Origin of the sequence: Sporosarcina sp. OR05, assembly GCF_041414805.1 — a bacterium.
Taxonomy (GTDB): Bacteria; Bacillota; Bacilli; order Bacillales_A; family Planococcaceae; genus Sporosarcina; species Sporosarcina saromensis.
Genome location: NZ_JANKJL010000021.1, coordinates 1 through 22,406, shown reverse-complemented (window position 1 = coordinate 22,406; position 22,406 = coordinate 1). Strand labels below are relative to the sequence as shown.

22 protein-coding genes, 1 tRNA gene, 1 other RNA gene and 1 other annotated feature are annotated in these 22,406 nt (G+C 43.6%); of the genes, 5 read left to right on the top strand and 19 right to left on the bottom strand.

Annotated elements, in window-relative coordinates; all coding sequences use genetic code 11:
• Nucleotides 1-388 precede the first annotated feature (388 nt).
• From NRI27_RS17635 to ffs, 6 genes are all read right to left on the bottom strand, one after another.
• Complete coding sequence (locus NRI27_RS17635; RefSeq protein ID WP_317946810.1) at nucleotides 389-652, bottom strand: pro-sigmaK processing inhibitor BofA family protein; 264 nt, start codon at nucleotides 650-652, stop codon at nucleotides 389-391.
• A gap of 82 nt (nucleotides 653-734) precedes the next feature.
• Entirely contained in the window at nucleotides 735-950 is a 216-nt protein-coding gene (locus NRI27_RS17630; RefSeq protein WP_317946811.1) for a YaaL family protein, read from the bottom strand.
• 13 nt (nucleotides 951-963) lie between these two features.
• On the bottom strand, nucleotides 964-1,560 hold the full coding sequence (gene recR / locus NRI27_RS17625) for a recombination mediator RecR (protein WP_371391859.1): 597 nt from the start codon (nucleotides 1,558-1,560) through the stop codon (nucleotides 964-966).
• An 11-nt stretch (nucleotides 1,561-1,571) separates the two neighbouring features.
• On the bottom strand, nucleotides 1,572-1,892 hold the full coding sequence (locus NRI27_RS17620) for a YbaB/EbfC family nucleoid-associated protein (RefSeq protein ID WP_317946813.1): 321 nt from the start codon (nucleotides 1,890-1,892) through the stop codon (nucleotides 1,572-1,574).
• Between the two features lie 24 nt (nucleotides 1,893-1,916).
• The gene (gene dnaX, locus NRI27_RS17615) at nucleotides 1,917-3,686 is read right to left on the bottom strand and encodes a DNA polymerase III subunit gamma/tau (RefSeq protein ID WP_371391858.1); all 1,770 of its coding nucleotides are present in this window, start codon (nucleotides 3,684-3,686) and stop codon (nucleotides 1,917-1,919) included.
• 281 nt (nucleotides 3,687-3,967) lie between these two features.
• Nucleotides 3,968-4,234: signal recognition particle sRNA large type (gene ffs, locus NRI27_RS17610), an RNA gene on the bottom strand.
• 186 nt (nucleotides 4,235-4,420) lie between these two features.
• On the opposite strand from ffs, the gene NRI27_RS17605 reads away from it, so the two are divergent.
• The gene (locus NRI27_RS17605; RefSeq protein WP_371391857.1) at nucleotides 4,421-4,609 is read left to right on the top strand and encodes a hypothetical protein; all 189 of its coding nucleotides are present in this window, start codon (nucleotides 4,421-4,423) and stop codon (nucleotides 4,607-4,609) included.
• 68 nt (nucleotides 4,610-4,677) lie between these two features.
• Nucleotides 4,678-4,770 (top strand) — tRNA-Ser (locus NRI27_RS17600).
• A gap of 162 nt (nucleotides 4,771-4,932) precedes the next feature.
• On the opposite strand, the gene thrB is transcribed toward NRI27_RS17600, so the two are convergent.
• The 3 genes from thrB to NRI27_RS17585 are packed head-to-tail and all read right to left on the bottom strand — an operon-like array spanning nucleotide 4,933 to nucleotide 8,188.
• Entirely contained in the window at nucleotides 4,933-5,835 is a 903-nt protein-coding gene (gene thrB / locus NRI27_RS17595) for a homoserine kinase (RefSeq protein ID WP_371391856.1), read from the bottom strand.
• Nucleotides 5,835-6,893 carry a threonine synthase gene (thrC, locus tag NRI27_RS17590; protein ID WP_317946817.1) on the bottom strand — a complete coding sequence of 353 codons (1,059 nt, stop codon included), beginning with the start codon at nucleotides 6,891-6,893 and terminating at the stop codon, nucleotides 5,835-5,837. The genes thrB and thrC overlap by 1 nt, the downstream gene beginning before the upstream one ends.
• Nucleotides 6,890-8,188 (bottom strand): homoserine dehydrogenase, encoded by a 1,299-nt coding sequence (locus NRI27_RS17585; RefSeq protein ID WP_371391855.1) that lies wholly within the window; start codon nucleotides 8,186-8,188, stop codon nucleotides 6,890-6,892. Before NRI27_RS17585 ends, thrC begins: the two co-directional genes overlap by 4 nt.
• Nucleotides 8,189-8,343: 155 nt before the next feature.
• Here NRI27_RS17585 and NRI27_RS17580 point away from each other — a divergent pair, with 155 nt between their 5' ends.
• Nucleotides 8,344-9,711: an aspartate kinase gene (locus NRI27_RS17580; protein WP_317946832.1), complete on the top strand. Its 1,368-nt coding sequence runs from the start codon at nucleotides 8,344-8,346 to the stop codon at nucleotides 9,709-9,711.
• A gap of 304 nt (nucleotides 9,712-10,015) precedes the next feature.
• Here NRI27_RS17580 and NRI27_RS17575 read toward each other — a convergent pair whose 3' ends face one another.
• Both NRI27_RS17575 and NRI27_RS17570 read right to left on the bottom strand, forming a co-directional pair.
• Complete coding sequence (locus NRI27_RS17575) at nucleotides 10,016-10,684, bottom strand: deoxynucleoside kinase (protein WP_317946820.1); 669 nt, start codon at nucleotides 10,682-10,684, stop codon at nucleotides 10,016-10,018.
• The gene (locus NRI27_RS17570) at nucleotides 10,681-11,316 is read right to left on the bottom strand and encodes a deoxynucleoside kinase (RefSeq protein WP_317946821.1); all 636 of its coding nucleotides are present in this window, start codon (nucleotides 11,314-11,316) and stop codon (nucleotides 10,681-10,683) included. The genes NRI27_RS17575 and NRI27_RS17570 overlap by 4 nt, the downstream gene beginning before the upstream one ends.
• A 192-nt stretch (nucleotides 11,317-11,508) precedes the next feature.
• Here NRI27_RS17570 and tadA point away from each other — a divergent pair, with 192 nt between their 5' ends.
• Entirely contained in the window at nucleotides 11,509-12,009 is a 501-nt protein-coding gene (gene tadA / locus NRI27_RS17565) for a tRNA adenosine(34) deaminase TadA (protein ID WP_371391854.1), read from the top strand.
• A gap of 28 nt (nucleotides 12,010-12,037) precedes the next feature.
• Here the strand turns inward: tadA and serS are convergent, their stop codons facing one another.
• From serS to pdxS, 5 genes are all read right to left on the bottom strand, one after another.
• Nucleotides 12,038-13,312: a serine--tRNA ligase gene (serS, locus tag NRI27_RS17560; RefSeq protein WP_371391853.1), complete on the bottom strand. Its 1,275-nt coding sequence runs from the start codon at nucleotides 13,310-13,312 to the stop codon at nucleotides 12,038-12,040.
• 70 nt (nucleotides 13,313-13,382) lie between these two features.
• Nucleotides 13,383-13,596 (bottom strand) — a binding site (T-box leader).
• Nucleotides 13,597-13,848: 252 nt separating this feature from the next.
• Nucleotides 13,849-13,959, bottom strand: coding sequence for a putative holin-like toxin (locus NRI27_RS18055; RefSeq protein ID WP_317946824.1), 111 nt, complete (start codon nucleotides 13,957-13,959; stop codon nucleotides 13,849-13,851).
• Between the two features lie 75 nt (nucleotides 13,960-14,034).
• The gene (locus tag NRI27_RS17555) at nucleotides 14,035-14,625 is read right to left on the bottom strand and encodes an NUDIX hydrolase (RefSeq protein ID WP_371391852.1); all 591 of its coding nucleotides are present in this window, start codon (nucleotides 14,623-14,625) and stop codon (nucleotides 14,035-14,037) included.
• Nucleotides 14,626-14,739: 114 nt separating this feature from the next.
• The gene (locus tag NRI27_RS17550) at nucleotides 14,740-15,087 is read right to left on the bottom strand and encodes a DUF4288 domain-containing protein (RefSeq protein ID WP_317946826.1); all 348 of its coding nucleotides are present in this window, start codon (nucleotides 15,085-15,087) and stop codon (nucleotides 14,740-14,742) included.
• Nucleotides 15,088-15,209: 122 nt separating this feature from the next.
• A complete protein-coding gene (gene pdxS / locus NRI27_RS17545; protein ID WP_371391851.1) occupies nucleotides 15,210-16,076 on the bottom strand; it encodes a pyridoxal 5'-phosphate synthase lyase subunit PdxS in 867 nt (288 codons plus the stop codon).
• An 81-nt stretch (nucleotides 16,077-16,157) separates the two neighbouring features.
• On the opposite strand from pdxS, the gene pdxR reads away from it, so the two are divergent.
• Nucleotides 16,158-17,561: a MocR-like pyridoxine biosynthesis transcription factor PdxR gene (pdxR, locus tag NRI27_RS17540; protein WP_371391850.1), complete on the top strand. Its 1,404-nt coding sequence runs from the start codon at nucleotides 16,158-16,160 to the stop codon at nucleotides 17,559-17,561.
• A 57-nt stretch (nucleotides 17,562-17,618) separates the two neighbouring features.
• On the opposite strand, the gene NRI27_RS17535 is transcribed toward pdxR, so the two are convergent.
• From NRI27_RS17535 to NRI27_RS17525, 3 genes are all read right to left on the bottom strand, one after another.
• Nucleotides 17,619-18,962 (bottom strand): serine hydrolase, encoded by a 1,344-nt coding sequence (locus NRI27_RS17535; protein WP_371391849.1) that lies wholly within the window; start codon nucleotides 18,960-18,962, stop codon nucleotides 17,619-17,621.
• A gap of 146 nt (nucleotides 18,963-19,108) precedes the next feature.
• Nucleotides 19,109-20,575, bottom strand: coding sequence for an IMP dehydrogenase (gene guaB, locus NRI27_RS17530; protein ID WP_371391848.1), 1,467 nt, complete (start codon nucleotides 20,573-20,575; stop codon nucleotides 19,109-19,111).
• A gap of 110 nt (nucleotides 20,576-20,685) precedes the next feature.
• Nucleotides 20,686-21,165 (bottom strand): glutathione peroxidase, encoded by a 480-nt coding sequence (locus NRI27_RS17525; protein WP_371391847.1) that lies wholly within the window; start codon nucleotides 21,163-21,165, stop codon nucleotides 20,686-20,688.
• Nucleotides 21,166-22,406 lie beyond the last annotated feature (1,241 nt).

Genomic DNA, 22,406 nt, shown 5'->3' with positions numbered 1-22,406 from the left:
AAAAAAAGTTTTTCAACCTGTTTTCAAGTTGTTTTCGTTTATCGGAAGTGCAACGTTATCTACTATACCACCGTATATTTTAGAATGCAACACTTTTATTTAAATTCTTTTTCCTTCTATATCTGCTCACATATTTCACAACGCTTGTCCACGTAAGCAAACTAGTAAACCTTAACATACCGATGACCAACCTTCATCTACGTACATGACTAAGAATAGAAAGGAGCTATATTTATATAGGCTAGACAGTACATAATCTTGAGTTTGTATCATCAATACTTTCAGTGATTCCACGGCTGAATCGAATCTACGCAACTTGTCTTCTTTGTTCAGCCGGAAATCCATACTCAAACGATGCAATACTCTTCTATCTATTATAGAAGAATCGTTACAAAAACACTGCAAATGCAAACAAAGCTGCAAAACCTGGTATACCTAAAATGGCTAACAGGAACCCTGAAGCAATGTTCACAGGAAAATAGATACCTACAAAACCACCAGCAATGTTCAGGATAAATAGCGCTAGAAAAGCAAAAGCCAATCGGAACCAAAAGATCGACAGTTTTTCAGTAGCTTTAGCAATTTGTTTTTTATCCAACATCAATAACGATAAAAGAATAACGCCAATTACTGCTACACCAATTATTTTCATGGGAAACGCTCCTTTCGACTAGTAGTCCAATCTATGCGTTTCCCAAAACAATTATCACGGCTTTATGACAACAACTTGTTTCTCATCGCTCGACTCGGAGCGCTCGCTCTTTTGCTTCTTTGAATAAATGAAAGTATTTACTTTCTGCTATTTTCCTGCGAACAATTACATCTTCATCATAATCATTCAAATAGTGCTCTATCTCTCTTGCTTGTTCCCAGTCGCTTTTCGTTTCAAGCAACAAGTTTCGAAGACAATCGTCAAATTCTCTTTTTAGTTTTCTTTTACGGCCAAACATGGACGTTGACCCCCTATAATTCCCTACGACCTTCTAATGCTTTAGATAGTGTCACTTCATCTGCATATTCCAAGTCTCCTCCAACCGGAAGACCGTGTGCAATCCGTGTCGTCGTAATGCCTGATGGTTTTACAAGACGGGAAATGTACATCGCTGTTGCTTCGCCTTCAATCGTTGGATTCGTTGCTAGTATCAATTCTTGTACTTCTTCATCTTGTAGTCTTGTTAACAATGAAGGGACGTTAATATCTTCTGGCCCGATTCCATCCATTGGAGAAATGGAACCATGTAACACATGGTACAACCCGTTGTAATCTCTCATCTTTTCCATGGCAATTACATCCTTCGGGTCTTGAACGACACAAATCATCGTACGGTTGCGGGATTGATCTCGACAAATATGGCACGGATCAATATCCGTAATGTGCCCACAGACCGAACAAAAACGCAGATTTCTCTTTGCATCTACGAGTGCTTTCGCAAAATCGAGCACTGTATCTTCTTTCATGCTTAACACAAAAAACGCCAGTCGGCCCGCTGTTTTCGGGCCGATACCTGGCAGCTTCATAAAACTATCGATCAATTTGGATATCGGTTCAGGATAGTGCATAATAGTTCCTCCTAGAACATTCCAGGTAGGTTCAATCCTTTCGTGAATTGCCCCATTGTGGAGTTCGTTAGTTCTTCCGCTTTTGACATCGCATCATTTGTTGCGATTACTACTAGGTCTTGAAGCATTTCAACGTCCTCAGCATCCACTACGGATGGATCGATTACAACTTCAAGTACCTCTTTTTGACCTGAAACGATTACTTTTACCATACCGCCACCGGCTACACCTTCGAGACGCTTTTCAGCTAACTCCTCTTGAGCTTCCGCCATCTTCTTTTGCATCTTCTGCATTTGTTTCATCATACCTTGCATATTTCCCATACCACGCATTGTCATTTCCTCCTCAATTTTCAATTAATCATCATGTACAGTTATGAATTCCTTGCCAAACATCTTTTCCGCCTCCGCGACGAGTGGATCCGTATTTTGCTCAACTGCTTCCTGCATAAAGGAAGGCATCTCGTCCTGAGCACTTTGGTCATCCTCAGTTGGATGCTCTGAGTCATCTGATTGTTTGGAGAGCCCATTATTACGGATGAATTCCTCTCTCACCTTTAACCAGCCGTCTTCCGGGACGTATACGACGTCGTATGCTTTACCAGTTTTCGCAAGTAAAGCAGCTGACAACCCTGATCGGAGTGACGTATTTTCTGAAGCCATGAGGCAATGAATTTCATACTTGAATTTTAACACAAAAGCGTTGTCAGATGCCGCCACCGGTTCAGTTTCTTCTAGAAGCGCTGAATGGGATCGCTGCATTGTATGCATCATCCCTGCCCACTCTTCACGAATGACTTGTATATCTTTACGTGTCGCACCTTTAAGTACTTCATTTATCTTACCAGTCGGTATTCTGAATGACTGCGAAGATTTCGATGCATTTTTCTTTGGTTGTGCTGGTGCAACGGAACCTTCAGTTGGACGAACGCCTTCTGCCAATTGTTGTTGTAGTTCAGCGACGAGCCTTTCCAAACTTTCTACTTTCTGATTCAACTGCGGATCAATTGTTGCGCTACCGCCTTGTGACTGTCCACCAGAATTATCGAGATGAATCATTTTTAACAATGCAGATTCAATATATACTTTCGCATGATTCGAGAATCGCATTTCTTGCTGTGTTTTTGACAAGATATCAATAAATGCATATAACATTTCCGCTTCAAATGCATGTGCCATCGAAACGAATCGTTCATCGTTTGAAATTAACTCTAGAAGATCTTCCAAATTCGGGGCCGTTCTTAATAGAAGAAGATCTCTGAAAAACGTTATCAAATCTTCGGCCAGCCTCGATACGTCCTTCCCTTCAGCGATGAGTCGATCGAGTAGTGTCAAAGCCGTTGCTGCCTCTTTCGATAAAAGCGCTTCTGCCAATTGGTAGAAAATATCTTCACCGACAGACCCTGTTACAAGCAACGCACTTTCCGCTGTTAACCTCTCCCCACTGAAAGAAGCTACCTGATCAAGCATACTTAACGCATCACGCATTCCACCTGAAGCAGCTTGTGCAATCACTTTAAGCGCAAGTTCATCCGCTTCAATGCTTGCATCATCCAACACTTGTCGCATCCGATCAACAATTTCCGCTGACGTAATCGGCTTAAAGTCAAAACGTTGGCAACGTGAAATAATTGTTAACGGCAATTTATGCGGTTCGGTTGTGGCTAAAATGAACACTGCATGCGGAGGAGGCTCTTCCAACGTTTTCAGCAACGCATTGAATGCTGAATTCGATAACATGTGCACCTCATCGATAATGTACACTTTAAATCGGGCATTAGAAGGCGCAAATCGAACTTTCTCGATAATGTCCCGAATTTCTTCGACACGTGAGTTTGATGCTGCGTCAAATTCGATGACATCCGTATTGGAACCTTCAGTAATGCTTTTACACGTTGGACATTCATTACACGGTTCCTTCGCCGGGCCATTCTCACAATTCAACGCTTTTGCAAACACCTTTGCGGCACTTGTTTTCCCTGTTCCCCGAGGACCTGAAAAAAGATACGCATGCGATGTTTTATTGTGATGAAGTGCATTTTGTAATGTCTGTTTGACATGATGCTGTCCCGACATTTCACCGAACGACTGTGGCCTGTAAACACGATAAAAAGCTTGATACGCCACTATTCCCCCTCCTTCCATGACAAATCTCATAGTATGTATTATAGCATAGATGCATTCAATAAAGCGCTTCGTCGTCCTGTGGATTCCAAGGATTTGTTTGCGAATTCCTCTACCAGTATACTAGGGACTTCAATTGCGTATTAATACTACAAGTATGTCATTCAGGCTCTGTTTCAAAACACGAACTGGATCGGCCTGCTTTAAAAAGATTCCTATTTAACATGAAGACAAAGAAAAAACCCGACCGATAAACGGACGAGTTGGATAGACATATGTAAATGCCGTGCACCTTCCTTCGACTGCCGCACATAAGCGTTACTCTTGTCGACAGCTCAGCCTAGGCTGCCCCGCGGCACATGAGAAAGTCCACTTAATGCTGCTTCCTTCCGGACCTGACATGGTTCATGGGTTCCCATTGCGCAGGACCCAGACGTCAACACTACGTGCAAGAGGCAGGCCCTACATGCGGACAGCCTCAGAAAAGGAATTCAGTCTTGCTAGAGCGGATTGCAAGTTACAGGGCACCGCTACCTCCCCACCTAGCACGGCATTTACTATTATACAGATTTCTGACGAAAAATCAACCTACTCCCTCTATCGTCTTAGGTTCAAGAAGTCCACTTGTAAGTAAGTGGTTAATCAACAGGACCTGAAACTATTTATTCCCCATACATTAAGTGTTATTTGTACTCCTCTTGTATAACTGTTAGAATTTACAGAAAGGATGTGACTATGTGAAAGAATTTGAATTAAGTTTTCGGAATCCCGAAGTCAAAATGTATGTGATGTTGGTAGCACCAAGTTTTCTATTTGCACTTCTCATCATTCTGTTTTCGAATGCTGATTCGAAGAACATTTATGCGGCTTCCATTCAGGCTGTCGGACTAGCCGGATACTATGTATGGCGCATGTTTCATCGATGAAAAGAAAAACTTAAGAATAATGGTTGACACCTATTTAAGAACGTGATAAATTATTACTTGTCCAACACGGAGGAATACCCAAGTCCGGCTGAAGGGATCGGTCTTGAAAACCGACAGGGGTGTTAAAGCCCGCGGGGGTTCGAATCCCTCTTCCTCCGCCATATTTTTTATATCGCGCATAAATTGGAAATGAAATTTGTTACGTTGTAATGAATTTCATCTGAAACAATAAAAAACGCCTGACCGGCTTGAACGGTCAGGCGTTTTTCATTTATTAAACTATAGGTGCTTATGAATGATGTACATAAGCACCCTTTACTTCTTTAAACTCGATCTACTACCCTTGCGCCTTCCTCAGCAGGTTGCAAAGCGATCGCTTGATAGTAAGGGAATTGCTCCTTTAATTTCTGAGCGATGACCGTTTCTTCCCCGTCTTTTACTGCCACAAACAACGAAGGTCCTGCTCCGCTAATTGTCATTCCATACGCTCCAAGTGAATGGCACACCGTACGAATTTCATCAAACGAAGGAAATAGGCGCTTTCTGTGCGGTTCGTGGAAAACGTCTTTCTCCATCATGCGACCTGCCAGCTCCCAGTCGCCTGTCGCAATGGCCGTGACGAGCATATTGCTCGCAGCACTCCCAGCCGCCGCTTCAGAATGAGACAGTTCAAGTGGTAGAAGGCCTCTTGATTCTTCGGTTTTTAATGCTTGTGGCGGTACGAGAAGAACAGCCCCGATCGGCGGTTTCGGTAATTGAATGACTTCCATCGTATCTTCTGTGTAGTAGGTTACGGTCACTCCGCCTAGTAACGCGGCAGTGACGTTATCGGAATGCCCTTCAAGTTCACTACCTATACGTGCTTTTTCAATGGAAGTAAAAGAGATGCCTAGCAATCTTTCCGCAATAACAATTCCTGCTGCAATAGCTGTTGCGCTACTCCCAAGCCCCTTTCCTAAAGGAATAGTGGACTGTACTTGCAATACATGCGGCTCAACTTCTTTACCGTGTCGCGCCGCCACATCTTGAATCGTTTGGACGATTAAATTATCGGTCCCGGTCGCAAGCCCTGCATACTCCTCACCGTCATAATGTACAGCCCATGCGTGAGAAGCGGTAACAGCAACCGTCATATACAAAGCTAACGCCATTCCGACACTATCATAGCCCGGTCCGAGATTTGCTGTCGTAGCAGGAACAGCAACCGAAAACATCGGCGCTTCCATTAGTTGACGCCTGCCTTTACGTCATTTAAAAATGCATGAAATTCTTCAGTCGACAAGAAAGGTTTCCCTTCATTCACTTGAATTGCTGTTTCAGGGTCTTTCAGGCCGTTTCCAGTTAACACACCGACAATCGTCGTCCCTTTTTCAATTAGCCCTGCATCGAGTTGCTTCTTAATGCCAGCAATTGTTGCACAAGAAGCAGGTTCAGCAAAGACACCATCTGTCGCCGCAAGTAAACTGTATGCTTCTAAAATCTCTTCGTCGGTTGCTGAAAGGATTGCCCCTTCAGATTCTTCTAATGCCGCAGTTGCTAAATGCCAGCTGGCAGGATTACCAATACGGATCGCAGTCGCAATCGTTTCCGGTTGATCAAACACACGGTCATAAACGATCGGTGCTGCACCATCCGCTTGCACACCTAGTAATTTAGGCGTTCCTGAACCTTTTTTCGCGTCGTACTCCTTGAAACCTTTCCAAGCAGCTGAAATGTTCCCCGCATTCCCTACTGGCAATGCAAAAATGTCTGGAACTTTTCCTAGTTGCTCTATTGTTTCAAAGGCAATCGTCTTTTGTCCTTCTAGACGATACGGATTGACGGAATTGACGAGTGCAATCTTGCCTTCACCTACTTCACGCACCATCCGAAGCGCTTCATCGAAATTGCCTTCGATTGCAACGATCTCTGCTCCGTACATTTTTGCTTGCGCTAGTTTACCAAGTGCAATCCGTCCTTCCGGGATGACGACGATTGTCCGCATCCCTGCGCGAGCGCCATATGCTGCTGCTGAAGCGGATGTATTGCCCGTAGAGGCACAGATGAGCGCGGTTTTGCCTTCCTCTTTTGCTTTAGCGACTGCCATCACCATGCCGCGATCCTTGAAAGAGCCTGTAGGGTTTGTCCCTTCCGTTTTGACGTATAGGTTGACGCCCCATTGTTCGGATAGGTTTTTCAAATGAATGAGGGGCGTGTTTCCTTCTTGTAGCGTGAGTTCAGGTGTGTTGTCTGTCACAGGTAGCCATTCTTTGTATTCTTCTAAAAGTCCATTCCATCTTCTCATTTGTTTTCGCCCTCCACTCGGTAGTAACTTACGACTTTGTTTACTTCTGGTACGTTTTGCAATGCTTGCATGATGTCCTTGTGCTGTTGACGTGAGATTTTGTGTGTAATCATGACAAGGTCCACTCCACCATTTTGGTTGCCTTCCGGTTGGACGACGGTTGCCAAACTCGCACCGTGATTGCTATAAATTGAAGATAAATGCGTCAACACGCCGACTTTGTCTTTCACTGAAATACGGTGGAAGTACCGACCGATAATTTGGTCATCGCTTTTCGCTTTGCATGAATGCTGAGGGGCATGTACTCTTTTTCCGTTGACCCCTAGCAATAGGTTCCGGCAAGCGGCAATAATGTCTCCAGTAACAGATGTCGCTGTTGGCAATGAACCTGCTCCTGGGCCGTAAAACATCGTTTCACCGACGGCATCCCCGTACACGTAAACTGCATTGAATTCATTGTTCACGGAAGCAAGTGGATGTGCATTGCGAATGAATACCGGTTCCACGGAAATTTCAATCCCATCTTCGTCCTTTTTCGCTGATCCCGCCATTTTCACCGTGTAGCCGAATTGCTCAGCAAGTTCCAAATCGCCCTCTTGAATGACATCCATACCTCGTACAAATACATCATCCAGATGAACATCTGTAGAGAATGCTAGTGACGCAAGAATAGCCATTTTTCTTGCCGCGTCAATGCCGTCGACGTCCGCGGAAGGATCTGCTTCAGCAAATCCAAGTTCTGTCGCTTCGGCCAGTGCTTCTTCATACGATTTCTTTTCGAGCTTCATCTTCGTGAGGATGAAGTTCGTCGTTCCGTTCACGATGCCTGTTAACGCAGTAATCCGGTCAGACGCAAGTCCATCTTCAAGCGTTCGGATTAGGGGAATACCGCCTCCGACACTCGCTTCATAGAATAGATCGCACTTATTTTCATCTGCTAACTTCAACAATTCAAGCCCTGATTCTGCCATGACGTCTTTGTTTGCCGTAACAACGCCTTTTCCAGCCCGTAGTGCGCGTTCAATCGCTTGTTTTGCTTCGGTTGCTCCACCAATGACCTCGACAATTAAATCAATGGATGGGTCTTCTATTAATTCATCCAAATCAGTCGTAAACATTTCCTGCGCTAAGTAAGTATCTCTTTTCTTCGTAGCATCTTTCACTAATACTTTTTTTATCTTTACGGGAACCCCCAATTTATGGTTCAGGTCGTCTTGGTGTTCGTGTAGAATTGTGGCTACACCGCCTCCAACAACGCCGAATCCGAGTAACCCAATTGTAATTTCACTTTTCATTGACGATTCCCCTCACTCTATGTACACTATAAAAATACATTCGTTCTTTGCATAAGGACATTATAGAGAATTACACTTTCAATAACAACCCCTTTTATGGTAAAGTTCAATATATCATGCAATTGTCACTTTAATAAAGATTGGATCTGATGAATATGATAGTGTGTAAATTCGGCGGCACATCCGTTGCGACAGCCGATCAAATTCGAAAAGTGGTCGACATCGTCACCTCTGACAGTAACCGTAAAATTGTAGTTGTCTCTGCACCTGGTAAACGTTTTTCCGATGATACGAAAGTGACGGATCTTCTCATCCAGCTTGCAAACAAAGCGTTGGCAAATGAAGATACAGAACAAGCATTGTCTGCCGTTGTCGATCGGTTCCGTGGAATTTCCGAAGAACTGGGCCTAGACGGCGCAATCATTGAGGAAATTGAAACGGATCTACGTGATCGTCTCGCCAAGGATAAAGTAGATACTCTTTTATATATGGATAGATTAAAAGCAGCCGGTGAAGATAATAATGCGAAAATGATTGCCGCTTACTTCCAGTTGCTCGGCATGGAATCCCATTATGTCAGTCCAAAAGAAGGCGGCTTGCTCGTCAGCGACCGACCTGAACGCGTCCGTGCACTCCCTGAAGGCGATGAGCGTCTTGCCAAACTTCGGGACCTACCTGGCATTATCGTCTTCCCTGGATTTTTCGGGTATACAAACGACGGCACCATCCGTACATTCAACCGTGGCGGTTCCGACATCACAGGTTCAATCATTGCAGCTGCCACTGGAGCGGAACTGTATGAAAACTTCACAGATGTCGACTCTGTTTTCGCAGCAAATCCAACGGTCATTGAAAACCCCGTTGCGATTGAGAAAATGACGTATCGTGAAATGCGGGAACTGGCCTATGCTGGCTTCTCAGTCTTCCATGACGAAGCGCTAATTCCTGCTTTTCTAAAGTCCATTCCTGTTTGCATTAAAAACACGAATAACCCGAGTGCCCCTGGAACGTTGATCGTCAAAGAACGTGACTACAATGAGCAACAAGTAATCGGCATCGCAGCAGACAGTGGCTTTACAACGATTTATGTGGATAAATACTTAATGAACTTGGAAATCGGCTTCGGCCGCAGACTCCTTCAAATCTTTGAAGAAGAAGAGATTTCCTACGAGCATACACCGTCAGGCATCGACAATCTTTCCATCATCATCCGCACGCGCTATTTGCCTGAGGAGAAAGAGAAAAAGATTGTAGCGCGTATCCATCAAGAACTCGAACCGGATGCTGTAATCGTTGAACACGACTACTCCATGATTGTCCTTGTCGGAGAAGGCATGCAATATACAACTGGACTTGCAGCCCGCGCAGCATCTGCCATCGCACGCACAGGTTGTAATATTGAAATGATCAACCAAGGATCTTCAGAAGTCAGTTTAGTGTTCGGCGTGAAGAAAAACGACGAAACGAAAATTTTAAAAGAGTTGTACAAAGAATTCTTTGTACAATCAACTGTACAGCTATAAGGGACACCTCCGTGTCCCTTGTTTTCTTCCATTGAATTAACAATACACATACAATCCCCTTCAAATTCAGTATCTTGCCACCGAATGCGGCATAACTCTGCCGATTTCAGCATATCTCCTCCGAACGCCGCATAAACTCCGCCATTCTCAGCATATTCCCCCAGAACGCCGCATAACTCCACCATTCTCAGCATATTCCCCCGTCGTATCTAAACTATATAAAAGCTGAAATTAAACACGCTATCAACAAAAAACCGCGCAAAATCAAGAGGCCACCTCTCAATTTCACACGGTTTTATTGTCCCTACTTCTTCAATCCCGCCGACAAGTTCAACATATTACCAATCCGCTCTACAATCGCTTCCACTTCTTCAGGGTTTGCTTTTAAATCGTAATCGGTAATATCAATTCGCAGTACTGGACATGAATTAAACGAATCAATCCATTCTACATACCTACTATGCAGCTCTTCCCAGTAAGAAAGCGGTGTATCTTGTTCCATTTCGCGTCCGCGCTCTTGGATACGCGCAAGAATCGTTTCAAATGGCCCATCCAAATAGACAAGTAAATCAGGATGTGGGAAATATGGCGTCATGACCATTGCGTCGAACAACTTCGTATATGTATCGTAATCGACCGGATCCATCGTCCCTTTATCTTTATGCATTTTCGCAAAAATCCCCGTATCTTCGTAGATCGAGCGATCTTGTATGAAACCGCCGCCATACTCAAAAATCCGTTTTTGCTCCTTGAACCGTTCAGCTAAGAAATAAATCTGCAGATGGAAACTCCACTGCTCAAAATTATCATAAAACCGGTCTAAATAGGGATTTTCATCGACATTTTCTAAAGATGTACGGAAATCCAGAGCGTTCGCCAACGCGTTCGTCATCGTCGACTTACCAGCTCCAACTGTTCCGGCAATTGTGATGACCGCGTTTTTCGGAATGCCGTACTTTTCACGTAAATTCATTGCTTTGCTCCTTTTCGTATCGTCTCATCGACTTTGCTTAAAATAAATTGCAAATCGCCTGCATCATTCACAAAATCGATTTCGTCCCCATTGAAGCGTAGGACAGGTATATCTGGATGAGCCGCTTCGAAGTTTGAAATGAACACTTCGTAGTCAGCCGATAATTGTTGCAAATAAGCAGGATCAATCTTCTTCTCAAAATCTCTCCCTCTCATTTCAATCCGCTTCATAAGCGTATCCAGGGATGCATGGAGATAAATAATAACATTCGGAGCAGGCTTGTCCCTCGTTAAAATATGATAGATCTCTTCATATTTTTTATATTCTTCCGCTGGTAATGTCCGCTGCGCGAAGATCAAGTTCTTAAATACATGATAATCCGCCACAACTGGCTGCTCGTTGCTAAGGTATTTCTTTTGAATATCGCCCAGTTGCTTGTATCGGTTACAGAGAAAATACATTTCGGTTTGGAAACTCCATTCCGCAATGTCGTCATAAAACTTATTTAAAAATGGATTTTCATCCACGATTTCACGTAACTGGTGGAACTGTTGTGCTTCTGCGATCGCTTTTGAGAGAGTCGTTTTCCCGACACCAATCGGCCCCTCAACCGTAATAAACGGAACAGACATTACAATGCTCTCCTTTAATTCGTCAATTTCTGCACTTTATTTTACCATATATGGGTTGTGAAACATAGAGTGTTTCCAGTTCTATTACAAGTCCGCTGTACAATGGTTCACCTTCGTTCTATGATCCCAGCAACATTTCCGTTCAAGTTTTGAATAAAAGGATGGTACACTACATACAAGGAGCGATGACAGATGGATGCGTACACGACAGATCAATATTTTATGCAGTTGGCAATTGAAGAAGCGAAGAAAGCTGAAGCGTTAGGGGAAGTTCCGATTGGAGCGGTCATTGTAAAAGACGGCGTAGTCATTGCGCGCTCCCATAATTTGCGAGAAACCTCCCAAAATGCCGTCACCCATGCCGAACTGACTGCAATACAAGATGCATGTGCGGTAGTTGGCAGTTGGCGTTTGGAAGAGACAACCCTATATGTCACACTTGAACCGTGCCCGATGTGCGCAGGTGCTATTCTTCAGTCTCGAATACCGCGTGTTGTCTATGGCGCACGTGATCCAAAAGGCGGTTGTGTCGATTCTTTTTATCGTTTATTGAATGACCCTCGGTTTAACCACGAGTGTGACGTGACGGAAGGTGTCCTAGCAGATCAATGCGGAAACATGCTTACCCAATTTTTCCGTGCATTACGGGACAAGAAAAAAGCACAAAAAAAGGCGATGCGAGAAGTCGATTGAACTTCCGCATCGCCTTTTACTGTACCTCTTATCGGATGACTTCTTTGCCACCCATATACGGACGCAATACTTCAGGCACAACGACAGAACCGTCTTCCTGCTGGTAATTCTCAAGGATAGCAGCGACAGTACGACCGACTGCAAGCCCACTTCCATTCAATGTATGAACGAATTCAGGTTTCGCACCTTGCTCGCGACGGAAACGGATGGACGCACGTCTCGCTTGGAAATCTTCAAAGTTTGAACAAGAAGAAATTTCACGGTACGTCTCTTGCGTCGGAATCCAAACTTCAATATCGTATTTTTTCGCAGCTGTAAACCCAAGATCCGCTGTACACATTTTTAACACACGGTATGGCAAGCCAAGTAGTTGCAATACTTTTTCAGCATGACCTGTCAATTTCTCCAATTCATCATAAGAATCTTCCGGTTTTACAAAACGGACGAGCTCGACTTTATTGAACTGATGCTGGCGAATTAATCCACGTGTATCCCGCCCTGCAGATCCTGCCTCTGAACGGAAGTTTGTGCTGTACGCTGTAAAGGCTACAGGCAATTGAGCGCCATCCAGAATCTCATCGCGATAGAAGTTCGTTACAGGCACTTCAGACGTTGGGATTAAGAAATAATCCTCTTCCTGTATGAGGAACGCATCTTCTTCAAACTTTGGCAATTGACCCGTACCTGTCAAGCTTGTGCGGTTGACCATGTATGGTGGAAGCATTTCTTCATACCCGTGTTCATCCGCATGTAAATCCAACATGAAACTAATTAACGCTCGCTCAAGACGAGCACCTAACCCACGATAGAACACGAAACGGCTTCCCGCCACTTTCGCAGCACGTTCAAAATCAAGCAAATTCAAGTCTGTTCCAATTTCCCAATGTGGCTTTGGTTCAAATCCGAATTCCGGTTTCTCACCCCACGTACGAACCTCAACGTTGTCGTCTTCACTGTCGCCGACAGGAACACTTTCATGCGGAATGTTCGGGATACGCATCATAACATAATTCAAATCTTCTTCGACTTGATGCAATTGCTCATCTAGCGCTTTAATTTCATCGCCCACTTCACGCATACGAGCGATTGTCTCATCCGCATTTTCCTTGTTGCGTTTCATTTGTGCCACTTTTTGAGATACTTCATTGCGTTCTGCCTTCAGCACTTCCACTTTCGCAATCAATTCTCTCCGTTTTTCATCGAGACCAACGAACTTATCTAGGTCCGTCAAATCTTCTCCGCGTTTCGCAAGTTTTTCTTTTACGCCATCGAAATCTGCACGTAACTTCTTAATATCCAACATCGTTTATTCCTCCTCTAAATGTAGTGTTGACGACAATCTTCAGACACAAAAAAAGCCCTCCATCCCCTATAATAGGGACGAGAACTACCCGCGTTGCCACCCAAATTGACCAGCCGTAAAGCTGATCCACTCGTTGAAATAACGGTTCAATGTCCGGCTAGGCCTACTATTCGTTCAACCCGGCTACTCAGGGACGGATTCACAAGTGTCTTTACCAGCTTTCACCACCCGCTGGCTCTCTACAAAAAAACATACTTGCTACTGCTTCCCATCATCGTCTGATGTATGAAATTAACATTACTGTACTACATACTGAATGTTTTAGCAACAAAAGACTAACACAATAATTTATAGCGGTTAAACAAGTGTAATATCAGCATAATTGTGGTAATGTGAAGATATACTAAAAAAGATCGGGTGCTGCTAACACCTCGTCTGTGCAGCTGACATCCGCATGAAATGCGGTTGGCCTGTAATACGAGAGTTTTTACAAAAGAGTAACTACCCTGCATACTTTGGACGTTTGCGGAGGGTGGTTACTTTTTTCTATTGATGAATAGAGCAATTATCGCTACAATGACTGCTGCCGCTGCTGCGAGAAACATTCCAAATTGGAATAGCATGTTCATTGCGTCATAAGTCACCATATAAACACCCCCTTTTCTCAGGGAGTGCCAACCGCCCATCCGCTTAATGTAGCTGCTTATCCTATTCTAACATTTTTATAGATTCGTTTGATGTTCCAACATCTCTGCAACCTTGTGAAAGTACCCTGTTTCATGTGGAACAAAATCATTGAGAGTTATTTCCGATAATGTGCCATCCCTTAAGTTCTTACACGTAACGACTTTGCTTTCATTCCGAAACAATGCTTTGATTTCGCTAATTCCAACCGTATAAATTCCTTCTACTTCCTCATCTTGCAATGAAAAATCCGTCGGTGAAAAAGTTGATTTATACAAGAATACATTCGCGAATTCCTTATCGATAAATCCTGACAATCTAATAACATCTAGAATCACACCTGCCTTCACCAACTTTGCAGGATCTACCTTAATCCCCAACTCTTCCTCAACTTCGCGTATTCCGTCCGTTACATTTTCAGTCGCAAGCAAATGTCCCGCCGCAGTAATATCAAATAAACCCGGAAAGTCCTTCTTCTTTGCACTTCTCTTTTGAATATACACATCCGTTTCATCCATCAACCAACAATGAAAAGTCTCATGCCATAGTCCCTTCTTGTGTATGTTTTCCCTCGTATCCTCCCCCAGATAACGATAGTCTTCGTCAAACATTTTTAATCGTTCCGTCATGCGATATCCTCCTGTCTCTATGTAGAATACCAGACCTACTCCTAACTGACGGGTAACTACCTCATTACCCGTCTCTATATGCATATAATGAACGAACATTCTCCGTACAATCTATCATTTATCCAACGAATAATCCCGAATCACTTCTTCCGCTGTCGTCCCTGGTTCGACTAATATATATCGGCTATACACTTCCTGAAAGTCAATGTCCCCTTCTATGTTATCGACTAATTCAAAACAATCCAAGACCGTTACAAATCGCCACGTCGTCGTTCCACCTGCGGCATTTTCATACGTAAGTTCTTCATACTGTCCGATGACACGTTGCCTCGCATGGTCCTTCTCATCCGCCTTGACTAAAACAATCACTTCTTCAAAAACGTCTTCGTCATCACCGAATTTGAGCGTGTCCTTTGAGTTAATAGATTGCAATAAATATTTTACTGAGAAAATCTTCTTCATACCCCTCAGCCTCCCACACTTTACTACCTTTACGGCTACTCACAAAAAAAGATTCAAGAAAAGCCAGAGCAACAACTAATTGCTCCAGCCTTTCTTGAACATACATGCCTCGTTAATTAACCTTACACGCCACGCCCAGCCATCAATTCACTTTCCGCCAATTTGCTAATTTCAAGTCCCTTCATTGGGGTTCCGATATCTTTAGACAAATCTGCAATGAGCGGATAGTTTCTAAAATCTTCTGTCGCCATAACAATTGCACGTGCGAAACGTTCAGGATGATCCGATTTAAAAATGCCCGATCCGACGAAGACGCCATCTGCACCTAGTTCCATCATCAATGCTGCATCAGCAGGAGTTGCAACCCCGCCTGCCGCATAATTAATAACTGGCAGACGTTTTGCTTCACGGATCGCAAGTAATATCTCATAAGGTGCACCTAAATCGCGCGCTTCCACCATCAATTCATCATTACTCATATGAATGACCTTATTCACTTGCGCATTCACCATACGGAGATGCCGCACTGCTTCAACGATATTCCCCGTTCCAGGCTCTCCTTTCGTTCGAAGCATTTTAGCACCTTCGCCTAGACGACGTGCCGCTTCACCAAGATTACGAGCTCCACAGACAAATGGAACTTGAAAGTCGCTCTTCAATAAATGGAACTCTTCGTCTGCAGGTGTAAGCACTTCACTCTCATCAATAAAATCGACACCCATCGCTTCCAAGACGCGTGCTTCAGAAATGTGCCCAATACGCACCTTCGCCATGACAGGAATCGAAACTGCCTTTTGCACCTCTTCCACAATGCGCGGATCCGCCATTCGTGCCACTCCACCCGCAGCACGAATATCCGACGGTACACGTTCAAGTGCCATTACTGCAATTGCACCTGCCGCCTCTGCCACTTTTGCCTGCTCCGCATTAATAACATCCATAATGACGCCACCATATGTAAATTCCATAATTCCCTTCCCCCTTTTCATATTTTTCAGTATACTAGATTATGACCATATAGAAATACTCAGAATGCATTTATTTAAAGTGGTCAGATAGAGGTTGATCAAATGGATATGCTGTTAATTACATTAAATAAAGAAAACAACATCCCCCTATATGAACAAATATACGAGCAAATACGTGAGGGGATTATTGACGGGAAATTGGTTGTAGGTGAAAAATTACCATCGAAACGGAAACTTGGAGAGTTTTTAGATGTCAGTCAAACGACAATTGAGCTATCGTATGGGCAACTCGTTGCAGAAGGTTTTATTACATCGAAACCACGAAGAGGCTATTTTGTGCAGGAAATTGGAGAGTTGGCATATGTTCGACCGGTTGAGCAAGCTTTGACGAACGTACAGCAACGTCAAAAAGAACTAGTCATTGATTTTTCACCTGGGAAGATTGATACGGCGTATTTTCCATTCACACAGTGGCGAAAATATGCCAAGGATGTCATCGATGAATCGGCACAGCACCTTTTATTGCTTGGCCATCCACACGGGGATCTAGAACTTCGACAAGAGATTGCGAAGTATTTGTATCACTCCCGAGGGGTCGATTGCACGCCTGAACAAATTATTGTCGGTTCAGGTACCGAACAACTCATGCCGTTGCTCATCCGCCTTTTAGGTCCAGACGCAACGTATGCCATTGAGGATCCAGGCTATCCGCTTACACATCATGTGTTCGTTCATAATAACCGGGAAGCAATACCGATTGCTGTAGATGAAGAAGGAATGGACGTACAAGCGTTACAACGATCATCTGCAACAGTCGCCTACGTTACCCCTTCCCATCAATTTCCGACCGGCACAGTGCTTTCTGCAGGACGTAGAACTGCCTTATTGAATTGGGCATCCTCAAATGAGCATCATTTCATCATTGAAGATGATTACGATAGTGAATTCCGTTACACTGGCCGCCCAATACCGTCGTTGCAAGGCATGGACAAAGCGGACAATGTCATTTACATCAGTACGTTTTCAAAATCACTCATGCCTTCTTTGCGAATCGCGTACATGGTGCTACCACAAATATTGCTGGAGAACTATGAAAAAGCATTCATCCACTATTCGTCCACTGTCCCGCGACTTGACCAACATACAATCGCGCGGTTCATGGCGGATGGTCATTTCTCGAAACATTTGAACCGTATGCGGAAAGTGTACAAGCGGAAATTGCAGTTATTAACCGATGCGCTCCAACAATATGCTCCTCATATTTCCTATTCAGGAGATGAAGCAGGTATGCACATCCTCATCAATGTCCATACCGGAATGGATGAACAAACGTTAGAAAAAGCTGCGCTCATGAAAGGCATCCGTGTTTACGGTTTACGAGCATACCGGACGGCAACAACAAGCGATACCCCTTCCTTCCTAATTGGCTTTGGCGGATTGACAGATACGGACATATGCAGTGCCGTTGAACAACTAATGAACGCTTGGCACATCAAACGTTGTTAGTCTTTAATCAAAAAAACCGCATGGAACGCATTTAGATTCCACGCGGTTTTCTTATCATCAATCAAACAAACCTTTCACAAAGCCAGTCGCACTATCCCAAATGCCGACGAAGAAATCACCAATTGCACTCATCGCAAGTGAAAACCAACCAGCTTTCTCTACATCTTCTGTGACAACGACTTCCATGCCCATATCATTGGCGTTAATGTAGCCGTAGTCCTCGCCCTCTTTTTTAACAATATTGACGTGTCCTACAACTGTTCCTTTTTTAATCGGCGCTTCAAGTGCACCATCTTTAAGCAATGATTCATCCAGTACCAATTGTGGTTCATACAGATCTTTTTCACTCGATTTGATCATCGATTGAATGGAATCCTTCACTTCAATTGCTACAGTCTTCTCTTTTCCTTTATGCACATCTAGCGTTTTTTGGTCTTTAAACTGATAACCAGCTGGCAGCAATTCCTCTTCTGAGAATTGACTAAACCCATAGTCAAACAATGCACGTGTCGCGTCAAATCTTGCTTTGTACGAACCAACACCATTGGCATCCACAGCTTTCATGACAACCGCAATTACACGCTTGTCACCACGTTTTGCAGTACCTGTAAAACAATGCCCTGCAAAGTCAGTAGTACCTGTCTTCAAACCGTCTACACCTTCATAGGCATACACAAACCCTGGAAGCATGAAGTTCCAGTTGTCCATCTTAATTGCATCCGTCGTACCTTCACGGAATATTTTTGAATTGATTTTTGTTGTGTCCAACACTTCTGGATAATCTTTCATTAAGTGGAATGCAAGGCGTGCCACAGACTTCGCCGGCATGACATTCTCATCATTCGGTCCTGTTCCTTGCGGATGCATCCCTTGTAAGTATTCGTTGTTCAAGCCCGTTGAATTTACAAATTTATAATCCTTTAAACCAAGTTCTTTTGCTTTTTCGTCCATTAATTTCAAGAACTCTGTTTCTGTCCCTGCAATCGTTTCAGCAATTGCAATCGTCGCAGCATTTGCCGAGTAAATCGCTAACGCTTCATACAACTCACGGATTGTATACGAACCATCTCTACGGAGCGGTACATTACTCAGTCGTCTGTCTTGAGAAACTGCATATGTATAGTCCGTTACTCTGTATTCTTGGTCCCAACTAATTTTTCCTTCTTCGATTGCTTCAAATAGAAGGTATTCCGTCATCATTTTTGACATACTTGCAATGCCGAGTGGTGTGTCTGCATTTTCTTCGTATAAAATCTTACCACTGTCCGCGTCAATTAAGATGGCACCATCAACATGAATGCCTAGTGTCGTTTCTGCTTGTGCAGGCGCGATATTGATCGTCATCATGAAGACAACTGGTATGATCAGTAAAGCAACCCATTTTCTCATTTCCCGTTTCACCCAACTACCTCCGTCATTGCATTTTTCCACTTCATATTTTATCACAAGATGAACTCTTTTAGGGACTCCTCTAAAAAAAGCACCTTTTCGCTCATATCATGACGGCTGAAAAGGTGCTGAAGTTTCATATGAATACTTCCAATTTATTATGAAATCGAGTAATTCGGCGCTTCTTTTGTAATATGAACTTGATGAGGATGACTTTCACGAAGCCCCGCACCCGTCATACGAATAAATTGCGCTTTTTCACGTAAATCATGTAGATCCTTCGTTCCGCAATACCCCATACCTGCACGAATCCCACCAACTAATTGATGGATCGAATCAGAAAGAGGCCCTTTGTACGGCATACGACCTTCAATTCCTTCTGGTACAAGTTTTTTCGCATCTTCTTGGAAATAACGATCTTTTGAACCATGCTCCATCGCCCCAACAGAACCCATACCGCGGTACACTTTAAAACGTCTACCTTGGAAAATCTCTGTATCGCCAGGGCTTTCAGTCGTACCTGCTAGCAAACTACCGAGCATCACAACATGTCCACCTGCAGCAAGAGCTTTTACAATATCGCCCGAGTATTTAATTCCACCGTCGGCAATAATCGTTTTGCCATGCTTACGCGCCTCTGAAGCACACTCGTAAACAGCTGTAATTTGTGGTACACCAACACCCGCAACAACGCGAGTCGTACAAATTGATCCAGGACCGATACCGACTTTTACGACGTCTGCTCCTGCTTCATAGAGTGCCGCTGTTGCTTCAGCTGTTGCAACGTTTCCAGCGATAATATCTAACTCTGGATACGCCTTTCGAATTTGCGCAATTGTCTCAAGCACACCTTTAGAATGACCATGCGCCGTATCAATGACGATAACATCTACTTCAGCCGCAACAAGCTTCTGCACACGTACCATTGTATCCGACGTCACACCAACAGCCGCCCCTACAAGTAGTCGACCTTGCTGATCTTTTGCCGCATTCGGAAACTCAATCACTTTTTCAATGTCTTTGATTGTAATTAAACCTGTCAAAATCCCTTGCTCATCGACAATCGGCAATTTTTCGATTTTATACTTCTGCAAAATCTTCTCTGCATCCTCTAACGTTGTCCCAACAGGAGCCGTCACAAGATTATCCTTCGTCATGACATCATTGATCGTCATGGAATAATCTTGAATGAAACGCAAATCACGATTTGTTAAAATACCGACCAATTTTCGCTCGTCCATATTGTTAACAATAGGCACACCCGAAATACGATACTTGCCCATCAAATGTTCAGCATCAAAAACTTGGTGTTCCGGCGTCAGGAAGAAAGGATTAGTAATAACACCATTCTCAGATCGCTTAACCGTTACAACTTGCTCTGCTTGCTCTTCAATGCTCATGTTCTTATGAATGACACCTAATCCACCTTGACGAGCCATCGCAATTGCCATTTTCGCCTCAGTAACAGTATCCATCCCTGCACTGATAATCGGAATGTTCAACGTCATTTTCTCTGTCAACTTAACAGATAGGGACACATCCTTCGGCAACACTTCAGAAGCACCAGGTACAAGTAAAACATCGTCAAAGGTTAATCCTTCGCGAGTAAATTTAGTTTCCCACATATCGTTTCCTCCTAGTATGATCTTAGTCTACACGTGAATATTATTAAAAGGTTATCAGCGGCAATCAGACGTGTCAAGGAGGCCCTAATAAGAAAAAGAATTCCTACTATTCACTGAATGTATTTCTCAATTACTGCCCTCATTTTATCCGGAGACGTTTGTGGAGCAAAACGATCAACAACATTTCCTTCACGGTCAATTAAGAACTTCGTAAAGTTCCACTTAATCCCTTCCGTCAACAATCCCTTCTTCTCACTCGTTAAGAAAGCAAACAACGGAGCAGCATGCTCCCCCTTCACATCCACCTTCTTAAACATCGGAAACGTCACACCATAATTCCGCTCACAAAACGCCAACGTCTCATCCATCGAATCGAACTCCTGATTATTGAAGTTATCTGAAGGAAACCCAAGAATCACAAGTCCCTTATCCCGATAATCATCGTAAATCTGCTGCAACTCTTTAAACTGATCCGTAAACCCACATTTACTAGCCGTATTCACGACAACAATTACAGAACCTTCATAGTCCTTTAGAGACTGCAGCGTCCCATCCGGTTTTTCCACCGAAAAATCATATACCCTAGCCATACTTATCATTTCCTCTCTTCTCTCTTATTAATCAACAATAATTCAACTTGAAACGCATTGCAAAAAATACCTTTTGAATGATTTAAGAGAGGATTCCAATAGCCGGGATTTTGCGGGGAATGCAACGAATAGCGAGTTCTTACCAAGTATGTAGCATTTCGAGCAAGGATGCCGGGATATGCACCAGTATGCGGCGATTTAAGCCAGTATGCGGTGATTTGCACAAGTATGCGGCGATTTCAACCAGTATGCGGTGATCTGCACAAGTATGCGGCGATTTCAGCCAGTATGCTGTAATCTTCACAAGTATGCGGCGATTTAAGAGTTGAGGAGTTCTTGCCAAGTATGTAGGGCATTTCGAGCAGCATTGAACGTTAACGAGCCTGCTAATCAATTTGAAGAGAATAATTTTCTTTTTTGCAAATAAATAACCGCGGGAGATATCTTCAAATAAACAATCCCCATCGCGCCAAATGGGTTTTGACACTTTAACGGGGTGGTTGTGGAGGGAAACTGTAGATCGGTAGCCAATGTGGTAAAAAGAATAAGATATGTACTCTTAACAACGCATACTTCGGCCAAACGCCGCATAAACTCTTCAATCGCAGCATACTTTTCCAAAACGGGGCATACTCCCTGTAAACGGCTCATAAACGCTTCATTCGCGGCATATTCTCCCCAAACTCCGCATAAGTAACTACTGAGGAATATAAAAATAACGATGTTTCATTTACCGCTCTATTTAAATCGAATAGTCATGATTAGCTTTTTTGTAGAATAAATAATACAGTGCCAAATGGGTTTTGACACTTTAACGGGGTGCTTTTGGAGAGAAACTGTAGATCACTAGCCAATTGTCGTAAAGAGAATAAGATATGTACTCTTAACAACGCATACTTCGGCCAAACGCCGCATAAACTCTTCAATCACGGCATACTTCTCCAAAACGGCGCATACTCCCTGTAACCGGCTCATAAACGCTTCATTCGAGGCATATTCTCCCCAAACGCCGCATAACTACCAAGAACTCGAATATCCTCATTAAAAACAGCCTCACCTAAAATTACCCCTTAGTTTGTCAAGTGCATCTAGCGCGACAAGCATGCCAACGATGGAAAGCCCTCCGCGGAACAAGCAATCACCGCATATTGACATGAAATGCTACTTAATATCTTCTAACTGTTACGGCATACTACTCTCTTGACCATCACATATTCATTCTAAAATCTCCTGAAAATACA

What these genes read in the sequence shown, in the direction of transcription:
- tadA (WP_371391854.1), top strand. Translation starts at nt 11,509, where the DNA reads ATGGATGCGTACACGACAGATCAATATTTTATGCAGTTGGCAATTGAA.
- NRI27_RS18055 (WP_317946824.1), bottom strand. Translation starts at nt 13,959, where the DNA reads ATGGTGACTTATGACGCAATGAACATGCTATTCCAATTTGGAATGTTT.
- NRI27_RS17555 (WP_371391852.1), bottom strand. Translation starts at nt 14,625, where the DNA reads ATGACGGAACGATTAAAAATGTTTGACGAAGACTATCGTTATCTGGGG.
- serS (WP_371391853.1), bottom strand. Translation starts at nt 13,312, where the DNA reads ATGTTGGATATTAAGAAGTTACGTGCAGATTTCGATGGCGTAAAAGAA.
- NRI27_RS17585 (WP_371391855.1), bottom strand. Translation starts at nt 8,188, where the DNA reads ATGAAAAGTGAAATTACAATTGGGTTACTCGGATTCGGCGTTGTTGGA.
- NRI27_RS17635 (WP_317946810.1), bottom strand. Translation starts at nt 652, where the DNA reads ATGAAAATAATTGGTGTAGCAGTAATTGGCGTTATTCTTTTATCGTTA.
- NRI27_RS17525 (WP_371391847.1), bottom strand. Translation starts at nt 21,165, where the DNA reads ATGGCTAGGGTATATGATTTTTCGGTGGAAAAACCGGATGGGACGCTG.
- pdxR (WP_371391850.1), top strand. Translation starts at nt 16,158, where the DNA reads ATGGATATGCTGTTAATTACATTAAATAAAGAAAACAACATCCCCCTA.
- thrB (WP_371391856.1), bottom strand. Translation starts at nt 5,835, where the DNA reads ATGGAAGCGCCGATGTTTTCGGTTGCTGTTCCTGCTACGACAGCAAAT.
- NRI27_RS17570 (WP_317946821.1), bottom strand. Translation starts at nt 11,316, where the DNA reads ATGTCTGTTCCGTTTATTACGGTTGAGGGGCCGATTGGTGTCGGGAAA.
- pdxS (WP_371391851.1), bottom strand. Translation starts at nt 16,076, where the DNA reads ATGAAAAGGGGGAAGGGAATTATGGAATTTACATATGGTGGCGTCATT.
- NRI27_RS17550 (WP_317946826.1), bottom strand. Translation starts at nt 15,087, where the DNA reads ATGAAGAAGATTTTCTCAGTAAAATATTTATTGCAATCTATTAACTCA.
- NRI27_RS17580 (WP_317946832.1), top strand. Translation starts at nt 8,344, where the DNA reads ATGATAGTGTGTAAATTCGGCGGCACATCCGTTGCGACAGCCGATCAA.
- guaB (WP_371391848.1), bottom strand. Translation starts at nt 20,575, where the DNA reads ATGTGGGAAACTAAATTTACTCGCGAAGGATTAACCTTTGACGATGTT.
- NRI27_RS17620 (WP_317946813.1), bottom strand. Translation starts at nt 1,892, where the DNA reads ATGCGTGGTATGGGAAATATGCAAGGTATGATGAAACAAATGCAGAAG.
- NRI27_RS17575 (WP_317946820.1), bottom strand. Translation starts at nt 10,684, where the DNA reads ATGAATTTACGTGAAAAGTACGGCATTCCGAAAAACGCGGTCATCACA.
- thrC (WP_317946817.1), bottom strand. Translation starts at nt 6,893, where the DNA reads ATGAGAAGATGGAATGGACTTTTAGAAGAATACAAAGAATGGCTACCT.
- recR (WP_371391859.1), bottom strand. Translation starts at nt 1,560, where the DNA reads ATGCACTATCCTGAACCGATATCCAAATTGATCGATAGTTTTATGAAG.
- NRI27_RS17630 (WP_317946811.1), bottom strand. Translation starts at nt 950, where the DNA reads ATGTTTGGCCGTAAAAGAAAACTAAAAAGAGAATTTGACGATTGTCTT.